The sequence below is a fragment of the Amycolatopsis sp. cmx-11-51 genome (assembly GCF_047608665.1).
In the GTDB taxonomy this organism is placed as follows: Bacteria; Actinomycetota; Actinomycetes; order Mycobacteriales; family Pseudonocardiaceae; genus Amycolatopsis.
In genome coordinates this window covers 511,919-528,051 of sequence record NZ_JADNQO010000002.1, presented here as the reverse complement: position 1 = coordinate 528,051, position 16,133 = coordinate 511,919, and the positions used below count along the sequence as shown (strand labels likewise).

The window sequence follows — 16,133 nt, the reverse complement described above, 5'->3', positions numbered from 1 at the left end:
GGTCTTGCGTGATTCCCGCTACAGGCCGTTCTGGCGGGTGGTCACGTAATCTCGCCGGATGAGCGGAAGAGCGCCGTACGGGCTGGTAGCGACGACCTGCGCCGTGCTCATGGTCGTCCTCGGCCTGCTGGTCTCCGGCGAAGGCCTTTCCGGTCCCGACGCACTGGCCGACGAGTGGGTGCGGCGCAGCTTCGACACCGACCTTCTGCGACTCCTCGTGCTGCCGACCGAGGCCTACGTCCTGATCCCGGTCGCGGTCCTCGCCGCCGCACTCCGCCTGCTGGGACGGCGCAAACCCGAAGCGGCCTTGGCCATCGTCGGCCCGCTCATCGCCATCTTCGCCAACACCTGGGTGCTCAAACCCCTTTTCGGCCGCTGGAAGAACACGTGGCTCGCCTATCCCAGCGGGCACACCGTCGCGCTGGTCGCGGTGCTGACCGTGCTCGTCCTGCTCGCCAGGCCCGGCGTCGCGACGGCCGTCATCTCGCTCGTGGGCGCGGTGGTGCTCGGTGGTGTCACGATCGGCATGATCGGCCTCGGCTACCACTACCTGACCGACGTCGTGGGTGGCACGTTCTTCGCCGTCGCGGTCGTATGCGCGACGTGGATGCTGCTCAGCCGGGTTGCGCGGCGTCGCGCGCCAGTGCTGTCAGGCGGCTGACGGCACGCAGGTACTTCTTGCGGTAGCCGCCGTTCACCATCTCCTCGGTGAACAGCAGCGGCACCGGCTCGCCCGAGACCATCAGCGGGATCGCGCGGTCGTAGAGCCGGTCGGCGAAAGCGACCAGCCGCAGTCCGACGTTCTGGTCGGGCACCGGGTGGATGTCGCGCAGGTGCACGCGGCTCACGCCGTCGAGAAGCCTGCCGTAGCGCGAAGGGTGCAGCCCGCCGAGGTGGTCGCACAACGCGTCGAAGTCGTCCACAGTGGACTCGGGGTGCGCGGCGGCGGAGGCTTCCAGCTCCTCCGGGCTCGCGGGCGGCGGCGCGTCCGGCAGGCCTCGGTGACGGTAGTCCGGGCCGTCGACGCGGCAGACGCCGAACCGGGCGGACAGCGACTGGATCTCGCGCAGGAAGTCCGCGGCGGCGAACCGGCCCTCACCGAGTTTGTCCGGCAGCGTGTTGGAGGTCGCCGCCACGAACACCCCGGCCGAGATCAGCTCCCGCAGCAGCCGGGTGACGAGCATGGTGTCGCCGGGGTCGTCGAGTTCGAACTCGTCGATCGCCAGGAACCGGTGCTCGGAAAGGCGTCGCACCGCCTCGGCGAACCCGAGCGCGCCGACGAGGTGGGTCAGCTCCACGAACGTCCCGTACGCCTTGGGCGAAGGCGTCTCGTGCCACGTCGAGGCGAGCAGGTGGGTCTTGCCGACGCCGAAACCGCCGTCCAGGTAGAGCCCCCTCGGCCCGGTGGGCGCGTCGTCCCCGCCGCCGAACAGCGCGCGCAGCTTCGACTTCGGCTTCCGGTTCGCGGCTTCCGCGACGCGCTTCGCGAACGCGCCACAGTCGACGACGGCCTCGGCCTGGCTCGGCTCGTCCGGGTTGGGCACGTAAGTGGAGAACCGGACCGCGTCGAACCGGGGCGGCGGGACGAGCGCGGTGATCAGCTCGTCGGCGGACAGCTCCGGACGGCGATCGATCAGGCGGGCGGGCATTCGCCGAGAGTAACCGCACCGGCGGCGGCCGTTCACCCTCCCTGACCGGGCGTATCCCCCGCTCAGCGGTGCCGTCGGGCTCGTGCTGGGATGGAGGTGTGCAGCTTTTGTGGCCAACGACACCGGCGGATCCCGTCTCCGACGCCGACCTGGAGCGGCTCTACGGGTATCCCGAGAACCTGACCCGTCCCTGGGTCCAGGTCAACTTCGTCAGCTCCGCCGACGGCGCGGTCGCGGTCGACGAGCTGTCCGAGGGCCTTTCGCACCCCGCCGACAAGCGGATCTTCCTGCTGGGGCGGCTGCTTTCCGACGTGATCCTGGTCGGCGCGGGCACGGCTCGCGCCGAGGGTTACCGCGGCGCGCGGATCAACCCCGAACGCACCGCCCGCCGGGTCTCGCTCGGGTTGTCCGACGTCCCGCCGATCGCGGTGGTGACCCGTTCCGGTGAACTCGACCCCGCGGGCCCGCTGTTCGCCGACACCAAGGTCCCGCCGATCGTCATCACCACCGAGAAGGCACCGCGGGCCGCGCTGGAACGCGCGGGCGCCGACGTGCTCGTCGCCGGAACCGATGACGTCGACCTCCACGAGGCGCTGAAACTCCTGGCCGGGCGGGGGCTGTACCGCGTCGACTGCGAAGGCGGGCCGACGCTGTTCGGTGACCTGATCGCGGCCGACCTCGTCGACCAGCTGTGCCTGACCATCGCTCCGCTGCTGGCGGGTGCTGGCGAGCGCCGGATCGCCGACGGCCGGCCCGCCCCGGAACCGCGCCGGATGGACGTCGCGTCGATGCTGTTCGAGGACGGATTCACCATGCTGCGCTACCGCCGCCGGGAGGGCGGGTGAGCGAGCCCGCGCCGGTTTCGGACCAGGAACTGGTGACCAGAGCCGCCACCGGGGACCACGGTGCCTTCGACACCTTGGTGCGGCGCCACACGGCCCGGATGTACCGCGTGGCGCTGAGGATCACCGGCAGCGCGTCGGAGGCAGAGGACGTCGTCCAGGAGGCCTGGCTTTCCGCGTGGCGCGCGCTGCCAGGGTTCCGGCACGAGTCCGCGTTCTCCACGTGGCTCTATCGGGTGACGACGAACGGCGCGCTCGGTCAGGTCCGGCGCCGGAAACCGACCGTGCCGCTCGACGAGGGCGACGCCGGGATCGTGCCTGGCCCGGAGGGTCACGTGGTGAGCGCCGAGCAGGTCGGCACCGTGCTGCGCGCGATCGCCGAACTCGATGTCGGCCAGCGGATCCCGCTGATTCTGCGAGAATTCGAGGGGATGACCTACGAGGAGGTGGCCGAGGTTCTGGAAGTCAGTGTGCCCGCCTTGCGTGCCCGACTGCACCGCGCGAGGGTGGCGCTGCTGGCGAAGCTCGGCGAGACTTTCAGACCGGGGGAACGGTGAAGAGCGAGGATCCGCGCGACGACCCCCGGTGGGAGCAGGTGCGCGCCGCCGCGAGCCGCCCCGTGCCGACACCGCCAGGGCTCGTCGAACGTGTGCTTCGCTCGGTCGGCGGCGCCCGCGGCAGGCACACCACGGCACCGCTCGACCTGCCCTCGGCAGGGGGGAAGACCCAGGTGTCGGAACGGGCACTGGTCCTGATGACCAGGGGGCTCGCCGCCGAGATCGGCCGCGACCTCGGCGGGGTCCACGTCTCGGCCGTCGCGCTCGAAGACGACGTGCTCCAGGTGCTGGTGACGGTCCGGTTCGGCGTCGAAGCGGTCGCCGCGGAACTGTTGCGGCACCGCGTCACCGCGGCGCTGACCGGCCAGCTCGGCTCGGCCCCGCCCGCGATCAACGTCCACGTCGTCGACGTCCACCCGGACTGAACCCCGGAAGTGATTACCCCGTTCGGGGGACATCGCGGGACGGCTCGGCATGCGCGTGTGTCCTGGTCGGTGAGAGCGTTAGGAACGCCGCGCGCGCAGGTCGCGCGGCGCAAGTGCGAGAAGGAGCGAACTTCATGACGCAACCGAGCGCGAGTAAGCCCGACACCCTCGTGACGGGGTCGTCCCTCAACGAGGAAGGCGCCGCCGGCAAGACCACGATCTCGTCGGTGGTGGTGCAGAAGGTGGCCGGTCTCGCCACCCGTGAGGTGACCGGGATCCACGCGCTGGGCGGCGGGGTCTCGCGGGCCTTCGGCGCGATCCGCGAGCGGATCCCCGGTTCCGGCACGGTCACCACGTCCGGTGTCTCGGTCGAGGTCGGCGAGAAGCAGGCGGCGATCGACCTCGACGTGGTCGTCGAGTACGGCGCGCGCATCGTCGACGTCGCGCGGGCGGTGCGCCGCAACGTGATCGGCCAGGTCGAGCAGATCACCGGCCTCGAAGTGATCGAGGTCAACATCGCGGTCAACGACATCCACCTGCCCGACGAGAACGGCGGCGAGACCGAGACCTCGCGGGTCGCATGATGAACGGAACCCAGACCGGCCTGCTCGCCGGGCTCATCCTCGGCCTCGCCGCGACACAGGGTTTCACCGCGTTCCTGGTGACTCTGGCCGTCGGCGTCATCGGCCTCGTCCTCGGCCGCGTACTCGACGGCGAACTCGACCTCGGCGACCTGTTCGGCCGGGGCCGCGACAAATGACCGTCCCGCCCGACCCCGGCACCCCTGACGATCGCGGCTCCCTCACCATCGCGCCGTCCGTGGTCCGCAAGATCGCGCAGCACGCCGCGGACCAGGTCGACGGGACCATCCTCGCCGAGCGGCGGATCGCCGGACTCGGGCTGGGGACCCACGGCGCGAGCGCGAAGGTCGGCGGTGAGGGCAACGACGTCGACCTCGTGCTCGACGTTGCCTTGAAGTACCCGGCACCGGTGCGGCGGGTCGTCGGCGATCTGCGCGCCCGGGTCACCGAGGAGGTCGAACGGATCACCTCGTACCAGGTCCGCGACATCTCGGTGACGGTCTCCGCGCTCCTGCCCGACATCGCGCCCCGCGTCCGTTAAGGAGCATCCGCATGCGTTTGTTCGTCCGCCTGCTGTCCGCCCTGATCGGGCTGGCGCTGGCCGCCGCCGGGGTCCTGCTGGCCTTGGAGGTCGGCTGGGGCTGGTGGCGGCCGGGGCGGGGACCGCTGTTCGTGCCGTGGGACGACTGGCGCGACAGGCTCGCGGAACTGTCCTGGAGCGCTCCGGCTGTCCGGTACGTCGCGATCGGCGTCGCGATCGTGGGGCTGCTGCTGATCCTGGCGGCGGCCTCGGCCGGGCGGCGCGCCATCCGGCTGACCGATCCGGCGAACGAGGTCAGCGTGACCACGTCGCCGCGTTCGCTGGCCCGGCTGGTGGGGGTGACCGTGCGGGCGCAGGACAACGTCGCCGGCGCGAAGGTCACCGCCACCGCCAAGAAGGTCCGTGTCCGCGCGACGAGCAGGCTGGAAACCGAAGGGCAGCTGCGCCCGCGGCTGCTGGAGACGGTCTCCGGCCTGCTTGACGATGTCCCCCTGGTGCGACGGCCGAAGGTGTCCGTCGTCGTCGACTCCCCGAAGGACCGCCGATGACCCGTTCGGTCTCCGCCAAGGCGCTCGGCCGGTCCACCGGCACGGAACGCACCCTGACCGTCCTCATCGGACTCCTCGCGCTGCTCGGCGGGGCCGCCGTGCTCGTGGTCGGCGCGGGGTGGCTCGGCACGTACCGCGCCGGCCGCTCGCTCGTGGATCCGATCGCGCTCGACTGGCTCTCGCAGCACGCGCCCGCCGCCCGCGTCGGCGCGATCGTGCTCGGCGTCCTCCTGTTGTGGCTGGGACTGTGGTGGTTCTTCCGGTCGTCGCGTCCGGAAGGCCGTCCCGACCTCGAACTCGACGACGACCTCGTGGTGACCTCCTCGGCCATCTCCGAGGCCGTCCGCGCCGACGCCGAGACGATCGACGGTGTCGGACGCGCCAGGGTCCGCGCGGTCGGCGACAGCGAGAACCCGGCTCTGCGGATCACGCTCTGGCTGAGCGAGGGCACCGACCTGAAACGGGTTTGGGAGCAGCTCGACCTCACCGTGCTGGCCCGCGCGCGGGAATCACTCGGGGTCGACGTGCTGCCGACCGCCGTCCGGCTCGAACTCGACACGGGAGCACCGCAACGGGTGCGCTGAGCACGTCGCCTGCGCGAGAATGGCCGTCATGTCGCTTCCCTTGACACCGCCGGTCAAACCGATGCTCGCCAAACCGGCGAAGGCGATCCCCGATTCCGGCGGCCTGCTGTTCGAGCCGAAGTGGGACGGGTACCGCTGCCTGGTGTTCCGCGACGGCGACGAGCTGACCCTGCAGTCGCGGTCGGAGAAGCCGCTCAACCGGTACTTCCCCGAGGTCGTCGAGCGGCTGAAGGCGGCGCTGCCCGAACGGATCGTGCTCGACGGCGAACTGGTGGTCGGCCGGGACGGGAAACTGGACTTCGACGCGCTCACCGACCGGATCCATCCCGCCGAAAGCCGGATCAAGCTGCTGGCGGAGCAGACCCCGGCGGAGTTCGTCGCGTTCGACCTGCTGGCGCTCGGCGACGAGTCCTATCTGGACGAACCGACGTCGAAACGGCGGGAACTGCTGGAGAAGCTGGCCTCCGACGGCATCCACCTGACCCCGGCCACCTCGGATCCGGCGATCGCGCGGCACTGGTTCGAACTGTTCGAGGGCGCCGGTCTCGACGGCGTCATCGGCAAACCGCTCGACGAGCCGTACACCCCCGGCAAACGGGTGCTGCTGAAGTACAAGCACTCGCGCACCGCCGACTGTGTGCTCGCGGGACTGCGGTGGCACGTCGACGGCGAAGCGGGCGAGATGGTCGGCTCGTTCCTGCTCGGGCTCTACGACGAGGACGGCGTGCTGCACCACCCCGGTGTCGTCGGGTCGTTCCCGGTCACCCGGCGGCGTGAACTGGCCGAGGAACTGGCGCCGCTGATCACCGACGGGGCCGATCACCCGTGGCTGGGCGACAACGTGCGAGAGCACCAGCGGATCCCCGGCGGGGTCACCCGGTGGAAGTCCAAGGAAGCCCCGTGGGTGCCGCTGAAACTGGAAAAGGTGGTGGAGGTCGGCTACGAGCACACGGAAGGCGGTTACCCGTCGCGTTTCCGCCACACCGCGCAGTTCAAGCGCTGGCGTCCCGACCGCGAACCGGATTCCTGCACCTACGCCCAGCTCGACGAGGTCGCCCGGTACGACCTGGACGCGGTGTTCCGCGGCGAGGTCAAGCGCACCCGCTAACCGTGTCCTGACATCCGACCTGCGAAGCTCTCCTCAGAGCTTTGTCATGCCCGGAAAGTGAGGACCAGCCCGTGCGCCCCGCCAGCACCGTCCGCCGCAGGCCACGGCTGATCCTGATGACGGCCATGGTCGCGACCGTGCTCGCGGGCTGCACGGCCGGGCCGTCGGTCCGGCCCGCAGTGATCGACAACGACGGCAAACCCACTCCCGGCGGTTCGTCGTCGGCGCAGCCGGTGCCGCTGCCGCCACTCACCGAACCGCGGTCGCCGTCCATCAAATGGGAGGACTGCGACGAAGCGACCCGGCAGCGGCTGGGCCAGCCGCCCGTGCCGGACACGCTGAAGTTCTCCTGTGCCAGGGTGCCCACCACGCTCGACGCGCCGGACCTGCCCGGCCGCGGGCTTTCGCGGCTGTCGGTGGTCAGGACCGGGGGCGGGCCGATCCCGCTCGTCGTGGTCAACGACGTCGACGGTGAACCCGGGTCGCTTTACGCCGCCCGGCTGGCCGCGACGCTGCCGCCCGAGTACCTGCGGAAGTTCTCCCTGATCGGCGTGGACCGGCGCGGGACCGGGACTTCCGCGCCGGTGCAATGCATCCCCACGGAGATCCGCACCGACCTGCTCGGCGGCGATCCGGCAGCCGGCGACCTCGAAGCCGTGGTCGACGCGGCGCGCAGGGCGGGCCAGCAGTGCGCGATCGAGCTGGACGACTCGCAGGTCGCGATGGACAGCTGGCGGGCCGCGGGTGACCTCGACGAACTGCGGGAGCAACTGGGGCTGGACAAACTGCACGCGTTGGGACGCGGTGACGGATCGAAGGTCCTCGCCGAGTACGCCGTGCGGTTCCCCGCGCAGGTCGGCCGCGTCATGCTCGACGGGCTGCCCGACCCGGCCCCCGACGCGGCCGCCGTCCAGGAATCCGTCGCCGCGAGCGCGCAGGCCACCCTCGACGCGTTCGGCGCCGACTGCCTCGCCAAGGGCTGCCCGATCGGCGACGCCCGATCGGCCGTGACCGCCGTCGCGGACCGGCTCCGCGCCGCTCCCGCGACGACCTCCGACGGGGTGGAGATCACGCCGGGGATCGCGCTGTACGCCGTCCATTCCGGGCTCGCGCAGCGCTCGCGCTGGGTGGAGCTCGCCGAGGCGCTCAAGACCGCGCGGACCGGCGACGTCACGCCGCTGGCCGCGTTCGCCGAACCGGTGCTGAAGGACTCCCGGGCACGGCCGTCCCGCCTGGACGGCACGCTCGCGACCAAGTGCAACGACAGCGCGACGCGGCTCTCGGCCGAAGAACTCACGCGCGTGACCACGACCTTGCGCGACAAGTACCCGCAGTTCGGCGTCTTCGCCGCGCAGCAACTGGCGTGGTGCAGCCCGTGGCCCGTCCGCCGCGAACCACTTCCGCCAGCCGGCGCCCCGGGCGCCCCGCCGATCCTCGTCGCGGGCACCGCGACCGACCCGGTCACGCCGGAACAGGGCACCGGCCGGGCCGCCGACCAGATGCCGAGCGCGGTGACGATCACCTGGCAGGGCGCCGGGCACGGCGCGCTGAGCCTCTCCCCCTGCGTCACCGACGCGACGCGGGCTTTCCTGATCGACGGGAAGATCCCGGTCGACGGAACGCTTTGCCCGGTCTGAGGCACCCTCGCAAGCTGAAGGGGACTTTCCCCGCATGACATGGGGGCAAAGCGCCCTTCACCGCGTGAGACGCGGGGAAAGTCCCCTTCAGCCCCCGCCGGAAAGCGCTACTGCCGGTAGGACTCGACCTCGCTGACGGGCCGCGCCGAAGCCTGGTCCGGGTCCTCGTCGAACTCGACCCGCGCCCGCCGCTGCCGCAGCAGGTCCCAGCACTGGTCCAGCTGCTGCTCCACACCCGCGAGCCGGGCGCGGTCGTCCGAGCTCAGCCCGGACCCGATCGCCCGCGAGCGGAGTTCGTGCTCCACGCTGACCAGCTCGTCGATTCGGCTGAGGATGTCTCCGTCGGCCATGCGCACCTCCTTCTGAGTTGCTCCACCGGAGACGCTACGCGCTCTCGCGGGAATGTGCGTCCGGCCTGTTTCGTTACGCCGGTCATGAGCACAGTTGAGCTGACCGCCGCCAACTTCGATCAGGTCGTGTCCGAGAACGACTTCGTGATCATCGACTTCTGGGCCGGCTGGTGCATGCCGTGCCGCCAGTTCGCGCCGACCTACGAAAAGGTGTCGGGCAAGCACGACGACATCGTGTTCGCGAGCGTCGACACCGAGGCCGAGCAGCAGTTGGCCGCCGCCTTCGACGTGCGCTCGATCCCCACGCTCGCGGTGATCCGCGACAAGACGGTCATCTACGCGCAGCCAGGCGCGCTCCCGGAGAAGACCCTCGAGGACCTGATCCAGCAGGCGCGCGACATCGACATGGACAAGCTCAAGGAAGAGGGTCAGGAAGCCTGAGAAAACGTAAGAAGGGGCCCTTCCCGGCGGATTTCGCCGGGAAGGGCCCCTTTGTACTTCAGCGGAACCGTGCCACCAGGGACCGGGTCAGCCCCGGGTGGCGAGTCCGCGCAGGAAGAACGCCAGGTTCGCCGGGCGTTCCGCCAGCCTGCGCATGAAATAGCCGTACCATTCGTCGCCGTAGGGGACGTAGACGCGCATCGTCTTACCGTCACCCGCGATCCGGCGCTGCTCTTCGGGACGGATCCCGTACAGCATCTGGAATTCGTGGTCGTCCGCCTTGCGGCCGGTGTCCATCGCGAGCTTCTCTGCGATCGCGATCATCCGGGGGTCGTGTGAGGCGACCATCGGATAACCCTTACCCCGCATGAGGATCTTCAGGCAGCGCACGTAGGACTTGTCCACTTCGGACTTGTCCAGGAACGCGACCTCTTCGGGTTCGGCGTACGCACCCTTGCACAACCGGACGCGGGAGCCCTCCCCGGCGAGGTCGCGGCAGTCCTGTTCGGTACGCCGCAGATAAGCCTGCAGCACCGCGCCGACCCACGGGTACTCGGTGCGCAGTTCCCGCAGGATGCCCAGCGTCGAGTCGGTGGTGGTGTGGTCCTCCATGTCGAGGGTCACCGTGGCACCGACCGCTTCGGCCGCCGCACAGATCTTGCGGGCGTTCTCCAGCGCGACCTTCTCACCGTCGGCCGGCAGGAACTGGCCGACCGCGGACAGCTTCACCGAGACGTCCGCGCCGAACGCGAGGCCGTCGGCCGCCAGCGCGGACAGCAGTTCCTCGTAGGCACGGACGGTCGTCGTGGCCTGCTCGGCGTCGGTGGTGTCCTCGCCGAGGTGGTCGAGGGTGACCCGAAGACCGTCGTCGGCCAGTTCGCGGACCACCCTGGCGGCGTCGGGCGTCCCGGCGCCGGCGACGAACCGACCTACCACCGATCGGGTGGCGGGGACGACCTCGACCAGCTTGCGCATCCGCTGGGATCGAGCGGCGGCGAGCAGCGGGGCACGCAACATCACGGACTCCTGGAGAACTCAGCCCTGGTGGGGGTAACGGACGCTGGTCGGCGGAACGAAGGTCTCCTTGATCGAGCGCGGGCTCGTCCAGCGGAGGAGGTTGAACACCGAACCGGCCTTGTCGTTGGTGCCGGAAGCGCGGGCACCGCCGAAGGGCTGCTGGCCGACGACCGCGCCGGTCGGCTTGTCGTTGACGTAGAAGTTGCCGGCGGCGAAGCGAAGCGCCTCGGCCGCCTTCGCGACGGCCGTGCGGTCGTTGGCGATGACGGCACCGGTGAGCGCGTAGTCGGCGGTCTCGTCGACCAGCTTCAGCACGTTGTCGAAGTCCGCTTCGGTGTCGTCTTCGTAAACGTGGATCGAGAGGATCGGGCCGAAGTACTCGGTGCGGAAGATCTCGTGCTTCGGGTTGTCCGAAACGAGGATCGTCGGGCGCACGAAGTAGCCGACGCTGTCGTCCGCGGTGCCACCGGCGATGACCTCGACCTCGGCGTCCTCGGCGGCGCTCTTCAGCACGGCGGCGTGCTTGTCGAAGGCACGGCGGTCGATCACGGCGCCACCGAAGTTGCTCAGGTCGTTGACGTCGCCGTAGGTGATGGCCTCGGTCTCGGAGACCAAGTCGTCCTTCAGGCTCGCCCAGAGCGAACGCGGGACGTAGGCGCGGGACGCGGCCGAGCACTTCTGGCCCTGGTACTCGAACGCGCCGCGGATCAGCGCGGTGCGCAGGATGTCGACGTCGGCCGAGGCGTGCGCGAGCACGAAGTCCTTGCCGCCGGTCTCGCCGACCAGGCGCGGGTACGTGCGGTAGCCGCCGATGTTGGCGCCGACGGTGCCCCACAGGTGCTGGAACGTCGGGGTGGACCCGGTGAAGTGGATCCCGGCCAGGTCGCGGTGGGTCAGGGCGACCTCGGAGACGGCCTTGCCGTCACCCGGCAGCAGGTTGATCACGCCCGGCGGCATACCGGCCTCTTCGAGCAGACGCATCAGCATGTGCGCGGCGTAGCTCTGCGTCGGCGACGGCTTCCACAGCACGACGTTGCCCATCAGCGCGGGCGCGGTCGGCAGGTTGCCCGCGATCGCGGTGAAGTTGAACGGCGTGATGGCGTACACGAAGCCCTCGAGCGGGCGGTGCTCCATCCGGTTCCAGATTCCGGGCGAACTGACCGGCTGCTCGGCGAGGATCTGACGGCCGAAGGCGACGTTGAAACGCCAGAAGTCGATCAGCTCGCAGGCGGAGTCGATCTCGGCCTGGAGGGCGGTCTTCGACTGACCGAGCATGGTGGCGGCGTTCAGCCGGGCACGCCACGGGCCGGCCAGCAGGTCGGCGGCACGCAGGATGATCGCGGCGCGGTCGTCGTAGGACAGCGCGCGCCAGCCGGGAGCGGCGGCCTTCGCGGCGGCGATCGCGTCGTGGGTGTCCTGCGCGGTCGCGCTGTGGATGACGCCCAGCACCGCCTTGTGGTTGTGCGGCTGGACGACCTCGATCTTCTCGCCGCCGCCCTTGCGCTGCTCACCACCGATCGTCACGGTGAGGTCGATGGGGTCCGCGCCGCCCAGCGACTTGAGCGCGCCCTCGAGTTCAGCGCGCTCGGCGCTGCCCGGTGCGTAGTTCAGCACCGGCTCGTTCTTCGGGGCGGGGGTCTGGGTCACGGCGTCCACTGACTGCTCCTGACTTCACTTCGCCGGTTAGAGGTCTCACCCCGAACGCTAGACCGGACGCCTCCGCTACGGCTTGTTCAACTGGCTAGAATCAGGGCGACCATCTTGTCCGATCGGCTTAATTCGGTGATTACAGCGACTACGGATTTGACTACTGGCGCTTCCCTGCGGCATGTCCTCGCCACACTCGGGGAACCGCTGGTCAGAGTGCTCGCGGCCCCGGGCGGACTCGGGGATCAGGTGGAGGACGTCGTCATCCACGATCCGGAGGATCCGCCCGACGCCCATCCGGGTGATCTCGTCCTGGTGATCGGGGCTCGCGGCCGGGCCGCCGCGGGCGCGATCCGGGCGGCGGGGCGGTCCGGCGCGGCCGCCGTGGCGGTCAAGAACGGCTCGGCCGTCGTCAACGTCGCGAGCGACTCCGGGATCGCACTGATCGAGGTCGGCCACGAGGCACGCTGGGAACAGGTCGAGGCGCTGGCCAGGGGTGTCGTCGACGCGGCCCGCGCCGGTGGCGAAGCGGACAGCGGCGAGGTGCTGGGCGACCTGTTCTCGCTCGCGCAGACCATCGCGACGCTCACTGGCGGCCTGGTCAGCATCGAGGACACCTCGAGCCGCGTACTGGCCTATTCGCGGGCGGGCGACGAGGTGGACGAACTGCGCCGTCTCTCAATCCTCGGCCGCGAAGGCCCGGAACGGTACCTCGCGATGCTGCGCGAATGGGGTATCTACCAGCGGCTTCGCGCCGGGGAAGGCATCGTCCGCGTCGACGAGCGGCCCGATCTCGGCATCCGGCGCCGAATCGCGGCCGGGATCCACGCCGGGTCACAAGCGTTAGGCACGATCTGGGTGCAGGAGGGCACGCATCCGCTCACCGAAAGCGCGGAAGTCGCGTTGCTCGGGGCGAGCCGGGCGCTCGCGCCCCAGCTGATCCGGCACCGGACCCTGCCCAGCCCGGAACTCCGGCTGCGCGAGGACCTGCTGGCTGGGCTGCTCGACGGCCGTTTAGAGGTCGAATCCGTGGCCGACGACATCGGCGCGGATCCCGGGAAACCCGCCATGGTGCTGGGGTTCTCGCTCCCCCGCGACCGGGCGGCGACCGACCGGCAACTGCGGCGAGCCGAACTGGTGCACCTGATCACCGTGCACACCGCCGCGTACCGGCGGAGCGCGCTGGTGAGCGTGATCGGCGGCCGGGTCTACGCGCTCCTGCCGGATCTGCCCGAGCACGCCGAGACGCGGATCCTGGCGCTGGCCAAGGAAATCGTCGGCACCGCGCAACGACATCTCGACGTCCGGGTGCGCGCGGCGCTGGGCGGTGTCGTCCCCCGGCTCTCCGACGCGGCCGCCTCGCGTGGCGACGCGGACCGCGTGCTCGCGACGATGGCGCGCGGGCACGGCACCGCGGACGTCGCCTCACTGGCCGACGTCCGCGCCGAGGTCCTGCTGTCCGAGGTACTCGCTTTCCTCGGTGAGCAACCGAGAATCCGCGACCCTCGCTTGCTCGAACTGATCGCGCACGACGCGGAGCACGGCGGCATCCTGGTACCCGCGGTGCTCACGTACCTCGACGCGTTCGGAGATGTCCGGCGCGCCGCGCGGGAGCTGAACATCCACCCGAACACGGTGCGGTACCGGGTGCGGCGCGCCGCAGAGGTGTCCGGGATCGACCTGGACGACCCCGCGCAGCGCGTCCTCACCCAGCTTCTCTTGCGCCTCTAGCGTTTCGGACCATCGTGCCGGCGACGCGCACGATCATCGGCCACGTCACCGAAGGCTTCGGCAGGCAGCCGCGGGACGAGCACGATCTCCGCGGACGAGTACGACCGCCTCGGCCGCGCCGACACCGCGGACCGGCTGCGCGCCGAGGCCGCCGTGCTGGAACACGCCCTCGCCCAAGACCGCAAGTAGTCCTCTAGTTGCGGTTGTACGCGTCACGAACTACCGCAACCAGAGGACTAAACGCGCCGGACCCACTCGCGCAGACGTCCGTGAAGGCCTCCTTAAGGGACTCTGGGTCCCTTAAGGAGGCCTTCACGGACTTCACGCAGCGTCACCCGCAGCCCTGAGCGACTGGTTCATGAGTGGGGAGGATTGGGGACGCTGAACGTCTCCAATCCTCCCCAGCGCCACAGGCCAAGCCGCAAGTAGTCCTCTGGTTGCGATAGTTGCGCGTGCAAGGACCGCAACCAGAGGACTGAACGCGAGGGGTCGTCAAGCCAGGGTCAGGCTGAACCGCCGGTTCTGGACGTCCAGCTTGTCGAGCCGCACCGCGACGGCCGCACCCGCGGTGAGCGGACCGGCACCGCCGACGGTGGGCAAGAGACCTTCCATCCCTTGGGCCACTTCGACGAACGCGCCGAACGGCAGCACCCGCGTGACGACGCCGTCCAGCACACCGCCGTCGGCGTTGGCGACGACGAAATCACGCCAGTTCTCGTTGGGGGACATGCGATTCACCTCCTCTCCGCGCATCGTCCACTTCGCAGGGACACACGCGGAGGCGGGCTGCGGGCCCGCGCGGAGATCAAATGTCGGCCGGGGAACCCGTCCGCTCACGGCACGAGGCCGACCCGGCAGTCATGGCCGCGACACTAGCAAGGATCACGACGCCGCGGCGAGACTCCGCAGCCCCGCCACTTCGGCGAGGGCCCGATAGGAGTCCAGCCGGTCGGCTTGGTCGAAGGTGCTGGTGGTCACGAGGATCTCGTCGGCGCCGGTCTTGGCGACGAGGCCGGACAGCCGGTCGCCCACCTCGTCCGGAGTGCCGGCGAGCTGACCGTCGAGCGCCCGGTCCAGTCTCTCCTGGTCCCGTTCGGACAGTGGCCCCGCGAGGATCTCCTCCACCGGCGACAGCGGCGGGAAAACCCCGTGCGTGCGCGAGTAGACCGTCGACCACGCTTCGGGGATCAGCAGTCGTCGAGCGGCTTCGGCCGTCTCCGCGACCGCGATCGCCGTGGACACCACGACATACGGTCGCGAAGCCTGCGCGGACGGACGGAAGCCGGAGCGGTAGCCCTCGATGGCTTCGAGCAGCGGCCCTTCGCCCCGGACCGGCGCGATCACCAGCGGCAGCCCCAGTTCCGCGGCCAGCCGCGCCCCGGCACCGGTGGCCAGCAGGAACGCGGGTACGCGCAACCCTTCCGCCGGAATGGCGTGCACACCCGGATACGCCGTCTGGTCACCCGCCAGGAAGCCCAGCAGTTCCCGGACCTGGTCACCGAAGTCGTCGGCGTCGTCCTTCTCGTGCCCGAGCGCTTGGCGGACCCCGCCGGTGAACCCGACCGACCGGCCCAGCCCCATGTCGATCCGGCCGGGGAACAGCGATTCGAGGACGCCGAACTGTTCCGAGACCACCAGCGGCCGGTGGTTCGGCAACATCACGCCGCCGGTGCCGACCCGGATCCGCTCGGTCGCCGAAGCGACCGCGGCCGCCAGCACCGTCGGTGCCGAACCGGCCACGCCGGGCACACTGTGATGCTCGGAAACCCAGAACCGGTGATAGCCCAGCGCTTCGATGTCCCGTGCGAAGGCGACCGTGTCCCGCAACGCGCGGGGCGCGTCGCCACCGCGGCGGGTCGGGGACCGGTCCAGTACCGAAAGCGTGATCACCCCCGGATCAACGCGCCCGGCCCCGCCTGGCATTCCCCGCTCAGGGGCGCCAGCGTTCGCTGTAGTCCGGATGGTCGGCGTGGGGAAGGGCGAGCAGCCGCAGGGTCAGGCACCAGTTCGTCCCGGCCTCGTCGGCGGGCACGTTGCACGTCTCGCACCAGTACTCGTTGCCGTACAGGGGAAATCCCGGGACCTTCTCCGAAACCGTGGTGCGGTGCGCCTGCAGGAGCCGCCGGGTCGCCTCGATCTCGTTGATCATCTGATTGACCACGTCGAGTTCGATGTCGTGCAGCGACCGGATCTTCTTTTCGATGACGACCTTGGTCTCACCACGATTGAGGGATTCGCTGATCTCGGTTTTCTTGACCGCCTGCATGATCAACGCCTGGCGCTGTCCGACACGCGCGGCGAGAAAGGCGATCAAGTCGTCCACAGGCACTCCTTCGTCTCCCCCACCGTAAACGTTCGACGGGAATTGTCGCTGGCAGGAGCCCTGCCGTTACGACTGGGCCGCACGCGTCACACAGTCTCGTATCGGTTCGCCGTGGAGCGGTAACAGGTTTCTCGATCGACACGAAAGCGCAA

At 70.2% G+C, this 16,133-nt stretch carries 20 protein-coding genes; 13 read left to right on the top strand and 7 right to left on the bottom strand.

Annotated features, from left to right (window positions below; genetic code table 11):
* Positions 1-58 precede the first annotated feature (58 nt).
* A complete protein-coding gene (locus ACM6LU_RS11420; protein WP_414937597.1) occupies positions 59-661 on the top strand; it encodes a phosphatase PAP2 family protein in 603 nt (200 codons plus the stop codon).
* On the opposite strand, the gene zapE is transcribed toward ACM6LU_RS11420, so the two are convergent.
* Positions 615-1,649 (bottom strand): cell division protein ZapE, encoded by a 1,035-nt coding sequence (gene zapE, locus ACM6LU_RS11415; RefSeq protein ID WP_414937596.1) that lies wholly within the window; start codon positions 1,647-1,649, stop codon positions 615-617. The two genes, ACM6LU_RS11420 and zapE, sit on opposite strands and share 47 nt — an antisense overlap.
* Positions 1,650-1,747: 98 nt before the next feature.
* On the opposite strand from zapE, the gene ACM6LU_RS11410 reads away from it, so the two are divergent.
* The 10 genes from ACM6LU_RS11410 to ACM6LU_RS11365 all read left to right on the top strand — a co-directional run bounded on the left by ACM6LU_RS11410 (position 1,748) and on the right by ACM6LU_RS11365 (position 8,472).
* On the top strand, positions 1,748-2,494 hold the full coding sequence (locus tag ACM6LU_RS11410; RefSeq protein WP_414937595.1) for a pyrimidine reductase family protein: 747 nt from the start codon (positions 1,748-1,750) through the stop codon (positions 2,492-2,494).
* Positions 2,491-3,048 (top strand): RNA polymerase sigma factor, encoded by a 558-nt coding sequence (locus ACM6LU_RS11405; protein WP_414937594.1) that lies wholly within the window; start codon positions 2,491-2,493, stop codon positions 3,046-3,048. Before ACM6LU_RS11410 ends, ACM6LU_RS11405 begins: the two co-directional genes overlap by 4 nt.
* The gene (locus ACM6LU_RS11400; RefSeq protein ID WP_414937593.1) at positions 3,045-3,473 is read left to right on the top strand and encodes a hypothetical protein; all 429 of its coding nucleotides are present in this window, start codon (positions 3,045-3,047) and stop codon (positions 3,471-3,473) included. Before ACM6LU_RS11405 ends, ACM6LU_RS11400 begins: the two co-directional genes overlap by 4 nt.
* 134 nt (positions 3,474-3,607) lie before the next feature.
* On the top strand, positions 3,608-4,057 hold the full coding sequence (locus tag ACM6LU_RS11395; protein WP_414937592.1) for an Asp23/Gls24 family envelope stress response protein: 450 nt from the start codon (positions 3,608-3,610) through the stop codon (positions 4,055-4,057).
* Positions 4,057-4,233: a hypothetical protein gene (locus ACM6LU_RS11390; RefSeq protein WP_005157087.1), complete on the top strand. Its 177-nt coding sequence runs from the start codon at positions 4,057-4,059 to the stop codon at positions 4,231-4,233. The genes ACM6LU_RS11395 and ACM6LU_RS11390 overlap by 1 nt, the downstream gene beginning before the upstream one ends.
* Positions 4,230-4,595, top strand: a complete 366-nt coding sequence (locus tag ACM6LU_RS11385) for an Asp23/Gls24 family envelope stress response protein (RefSeq protein WP_414937591.1) — start codon at positions 4,230-4,232, stop codon at positions 4,593-4,595. The genes ACM6LU_RS11390 and ACM6LU_RS11385 overlap by 4 nt, the downstream gene beginning before the upstream one ends.
* Before the next feature lie 11 nt (positions 4,596-4,606).
* On the top strand, positions 4,607-5,143 hold the full coding sequence (locus ACM6LU_RS11380; protein ID WP_414937590.1) for a DUF6286 domain-containing protein: 537 nt from the start codon (positions 4,607-4,609) through the stop codon (positions 5,141-5,143).
* On the top strand, positions 5,140-5,727 hold the full coding sequence (locus ACM6LU_RS11375; RefSeq protein ID WP_414937589.1) for an alkaline shock response membrane anchor protein AmaP: 588 nt from the start codon (positions 5,140-5,142) through the stop codon (positions 5,725-5,727). Before ACM6LU_RS11380 ends, ACM6LU_RS11375 begins: the two co-directional genes overlap by 4 nt.
* Positions 5,728-5,755: 28 nt before the next feature.
* Complete coding sequence (locus ACM6LU_RS11370; protein WP_414937588.1) at positions 5,756-6,835, top strand: ATP-dependent DNA ligase; 1,080 nt, start codon at positions 5,756-5,758, stop codon at positions 6,833-6,835.
* 71 nt (positions 6,836-6,906) lie between these two features.
* Complete coding sequence (locus tag ACM6LU_RS11365) at positions 6,907-8,472, top strand: alpha/beta hydrolase (protein ID WP_414937587.1); 1,566 nt, start codon at positions 6,907-6,909, stop codon at positions 8,470-8,472.
* Positions 8,473-8,579: 107 nt separating this feature from the next.
* On the opposite strand, the gene ACM6LU_RS11360 is transcribed toward ACM6LU_RS11365, so the two are convergent.
* Positions 8,580-8,822, bottom strand: coding sequence for a DUF2630 family protein (locus ACM6LU_RS11360; RefSeq protein ID WP_414937586.1), 243 nt, complete (start codon positions 8,820-8,822; stop codon positions 8,580-8,582).
* An 84-nt stretch (positions 8,823-8,906) separates the two neighbouring features.
* Between ACM6LU_RS11360 and ACM6LU_RS11355 the strand changes: the two genes are divergently transcribed.
* Positions 8,907-9,263 carry a thioredoxin family protein gene (locus tag ACM6LU_RS11355; RefSeq protein WP_414937585.1) on the top strand — a complete coding sequence of 119 codons (357 nt, stop codon included), beginning with the start codon at positions 8,907-8,909 and terminating at the stop codon, positions 9,261-9,263.
* An 87-nt stretch (positions 9,264-9,350) separates the two neighbouring features.
* Here ACM6LU_RS11355 and ACM6LU_RS11350 read toward each other — a convergent pair whose 3' ends face one another.
* Together ACM6LU_RS11350 and pruA are read right to left on the bottom strand one after the other, a co-directional pair.
* Positions 9,351-10,280 (bottom strand): proline dehydrogenase family protein, encoded by a 930-nt coding sequence (locus ACM6LU_RS11350; RefSeq protein ID WP_414937584.1) that lies wholly within the window; start codon positions 10,278-10,280, stop codon positions 9,351-9,353.
* Between the two features lie 18 nt (positions 10,281-10,298).
* On the bottom strand, positions 10,299-11,936 hold the full coding sequence (pruA, locus tag ACM6LU_RS11345; protein WP_414937583.1) for an L-glutamate gamma-semialdehyde dehydrogenase: 1,638 nt from the start codon (positions 11,934-11,936) through the stop codon (positions 10,299-10,301).
* 147 nt (positions 11,937-12,083) lie between these two features.
* On the opposite strand from pruA, the gene ACM6LU_RS11340 reads away from it, so the two are divergent.
* A complete protein-coding gene (locus ACM6LU_RS11340; RefSeq protein ID WP_414937582.1) occupies positions 12,084-13,658 on the top strand; it encodes a PucR family transcriptional regulator in 1,575 nt (524 codons plus the stop codon).
* Between the two features lie 492 nt (positions 13,659-14,150).
* On the opposite strand, the gene ACM6LU_RS11335 is transcribed toward ACM6LU_RS11340, so the two are convergent.
* From ACM6LU_RS11335 to ACM6LU_RS11325, 3 genes are all read right to left on the bottom strand, one after another.
* Entirely contained in the window at positions 14,151-14,387 is a 237-nt protein-coding gene (locus ACM6LU_RS11335; protein WP_414937581.1) for a S1 RNA-binding domain-containing protein, read from the bottom strand.
* Positions 14,388-14,540: 153 nt separating this feature from the next.
* The gene (locus tag ACM6LU_RS11330) at positions 14,541-15,581 is read right to left on the bottom strand and encodes an LLM class flavin-dependent oxidoreductase (RefSeq protein ID WP_414937580.1); all 1,041 of its coding nucleotides are present in this window, start codon (positions 15,579-15,581) and stop codon (positions 14,541-14,543) included.
* 7 nt (positions 15,582-15,588) lie between these two features.
* Entirely contained in the window at positions 15,589-15,981 is a 393-nt protein-coding gene (locus tag ACM6LU_RS11325) for a DUF6221 family protein (protein ID WP_414937579.1), read from the bottom strand.
* Between the last annotated feature and the right edge of the window lie 152 nt (positions 15,982-16,133).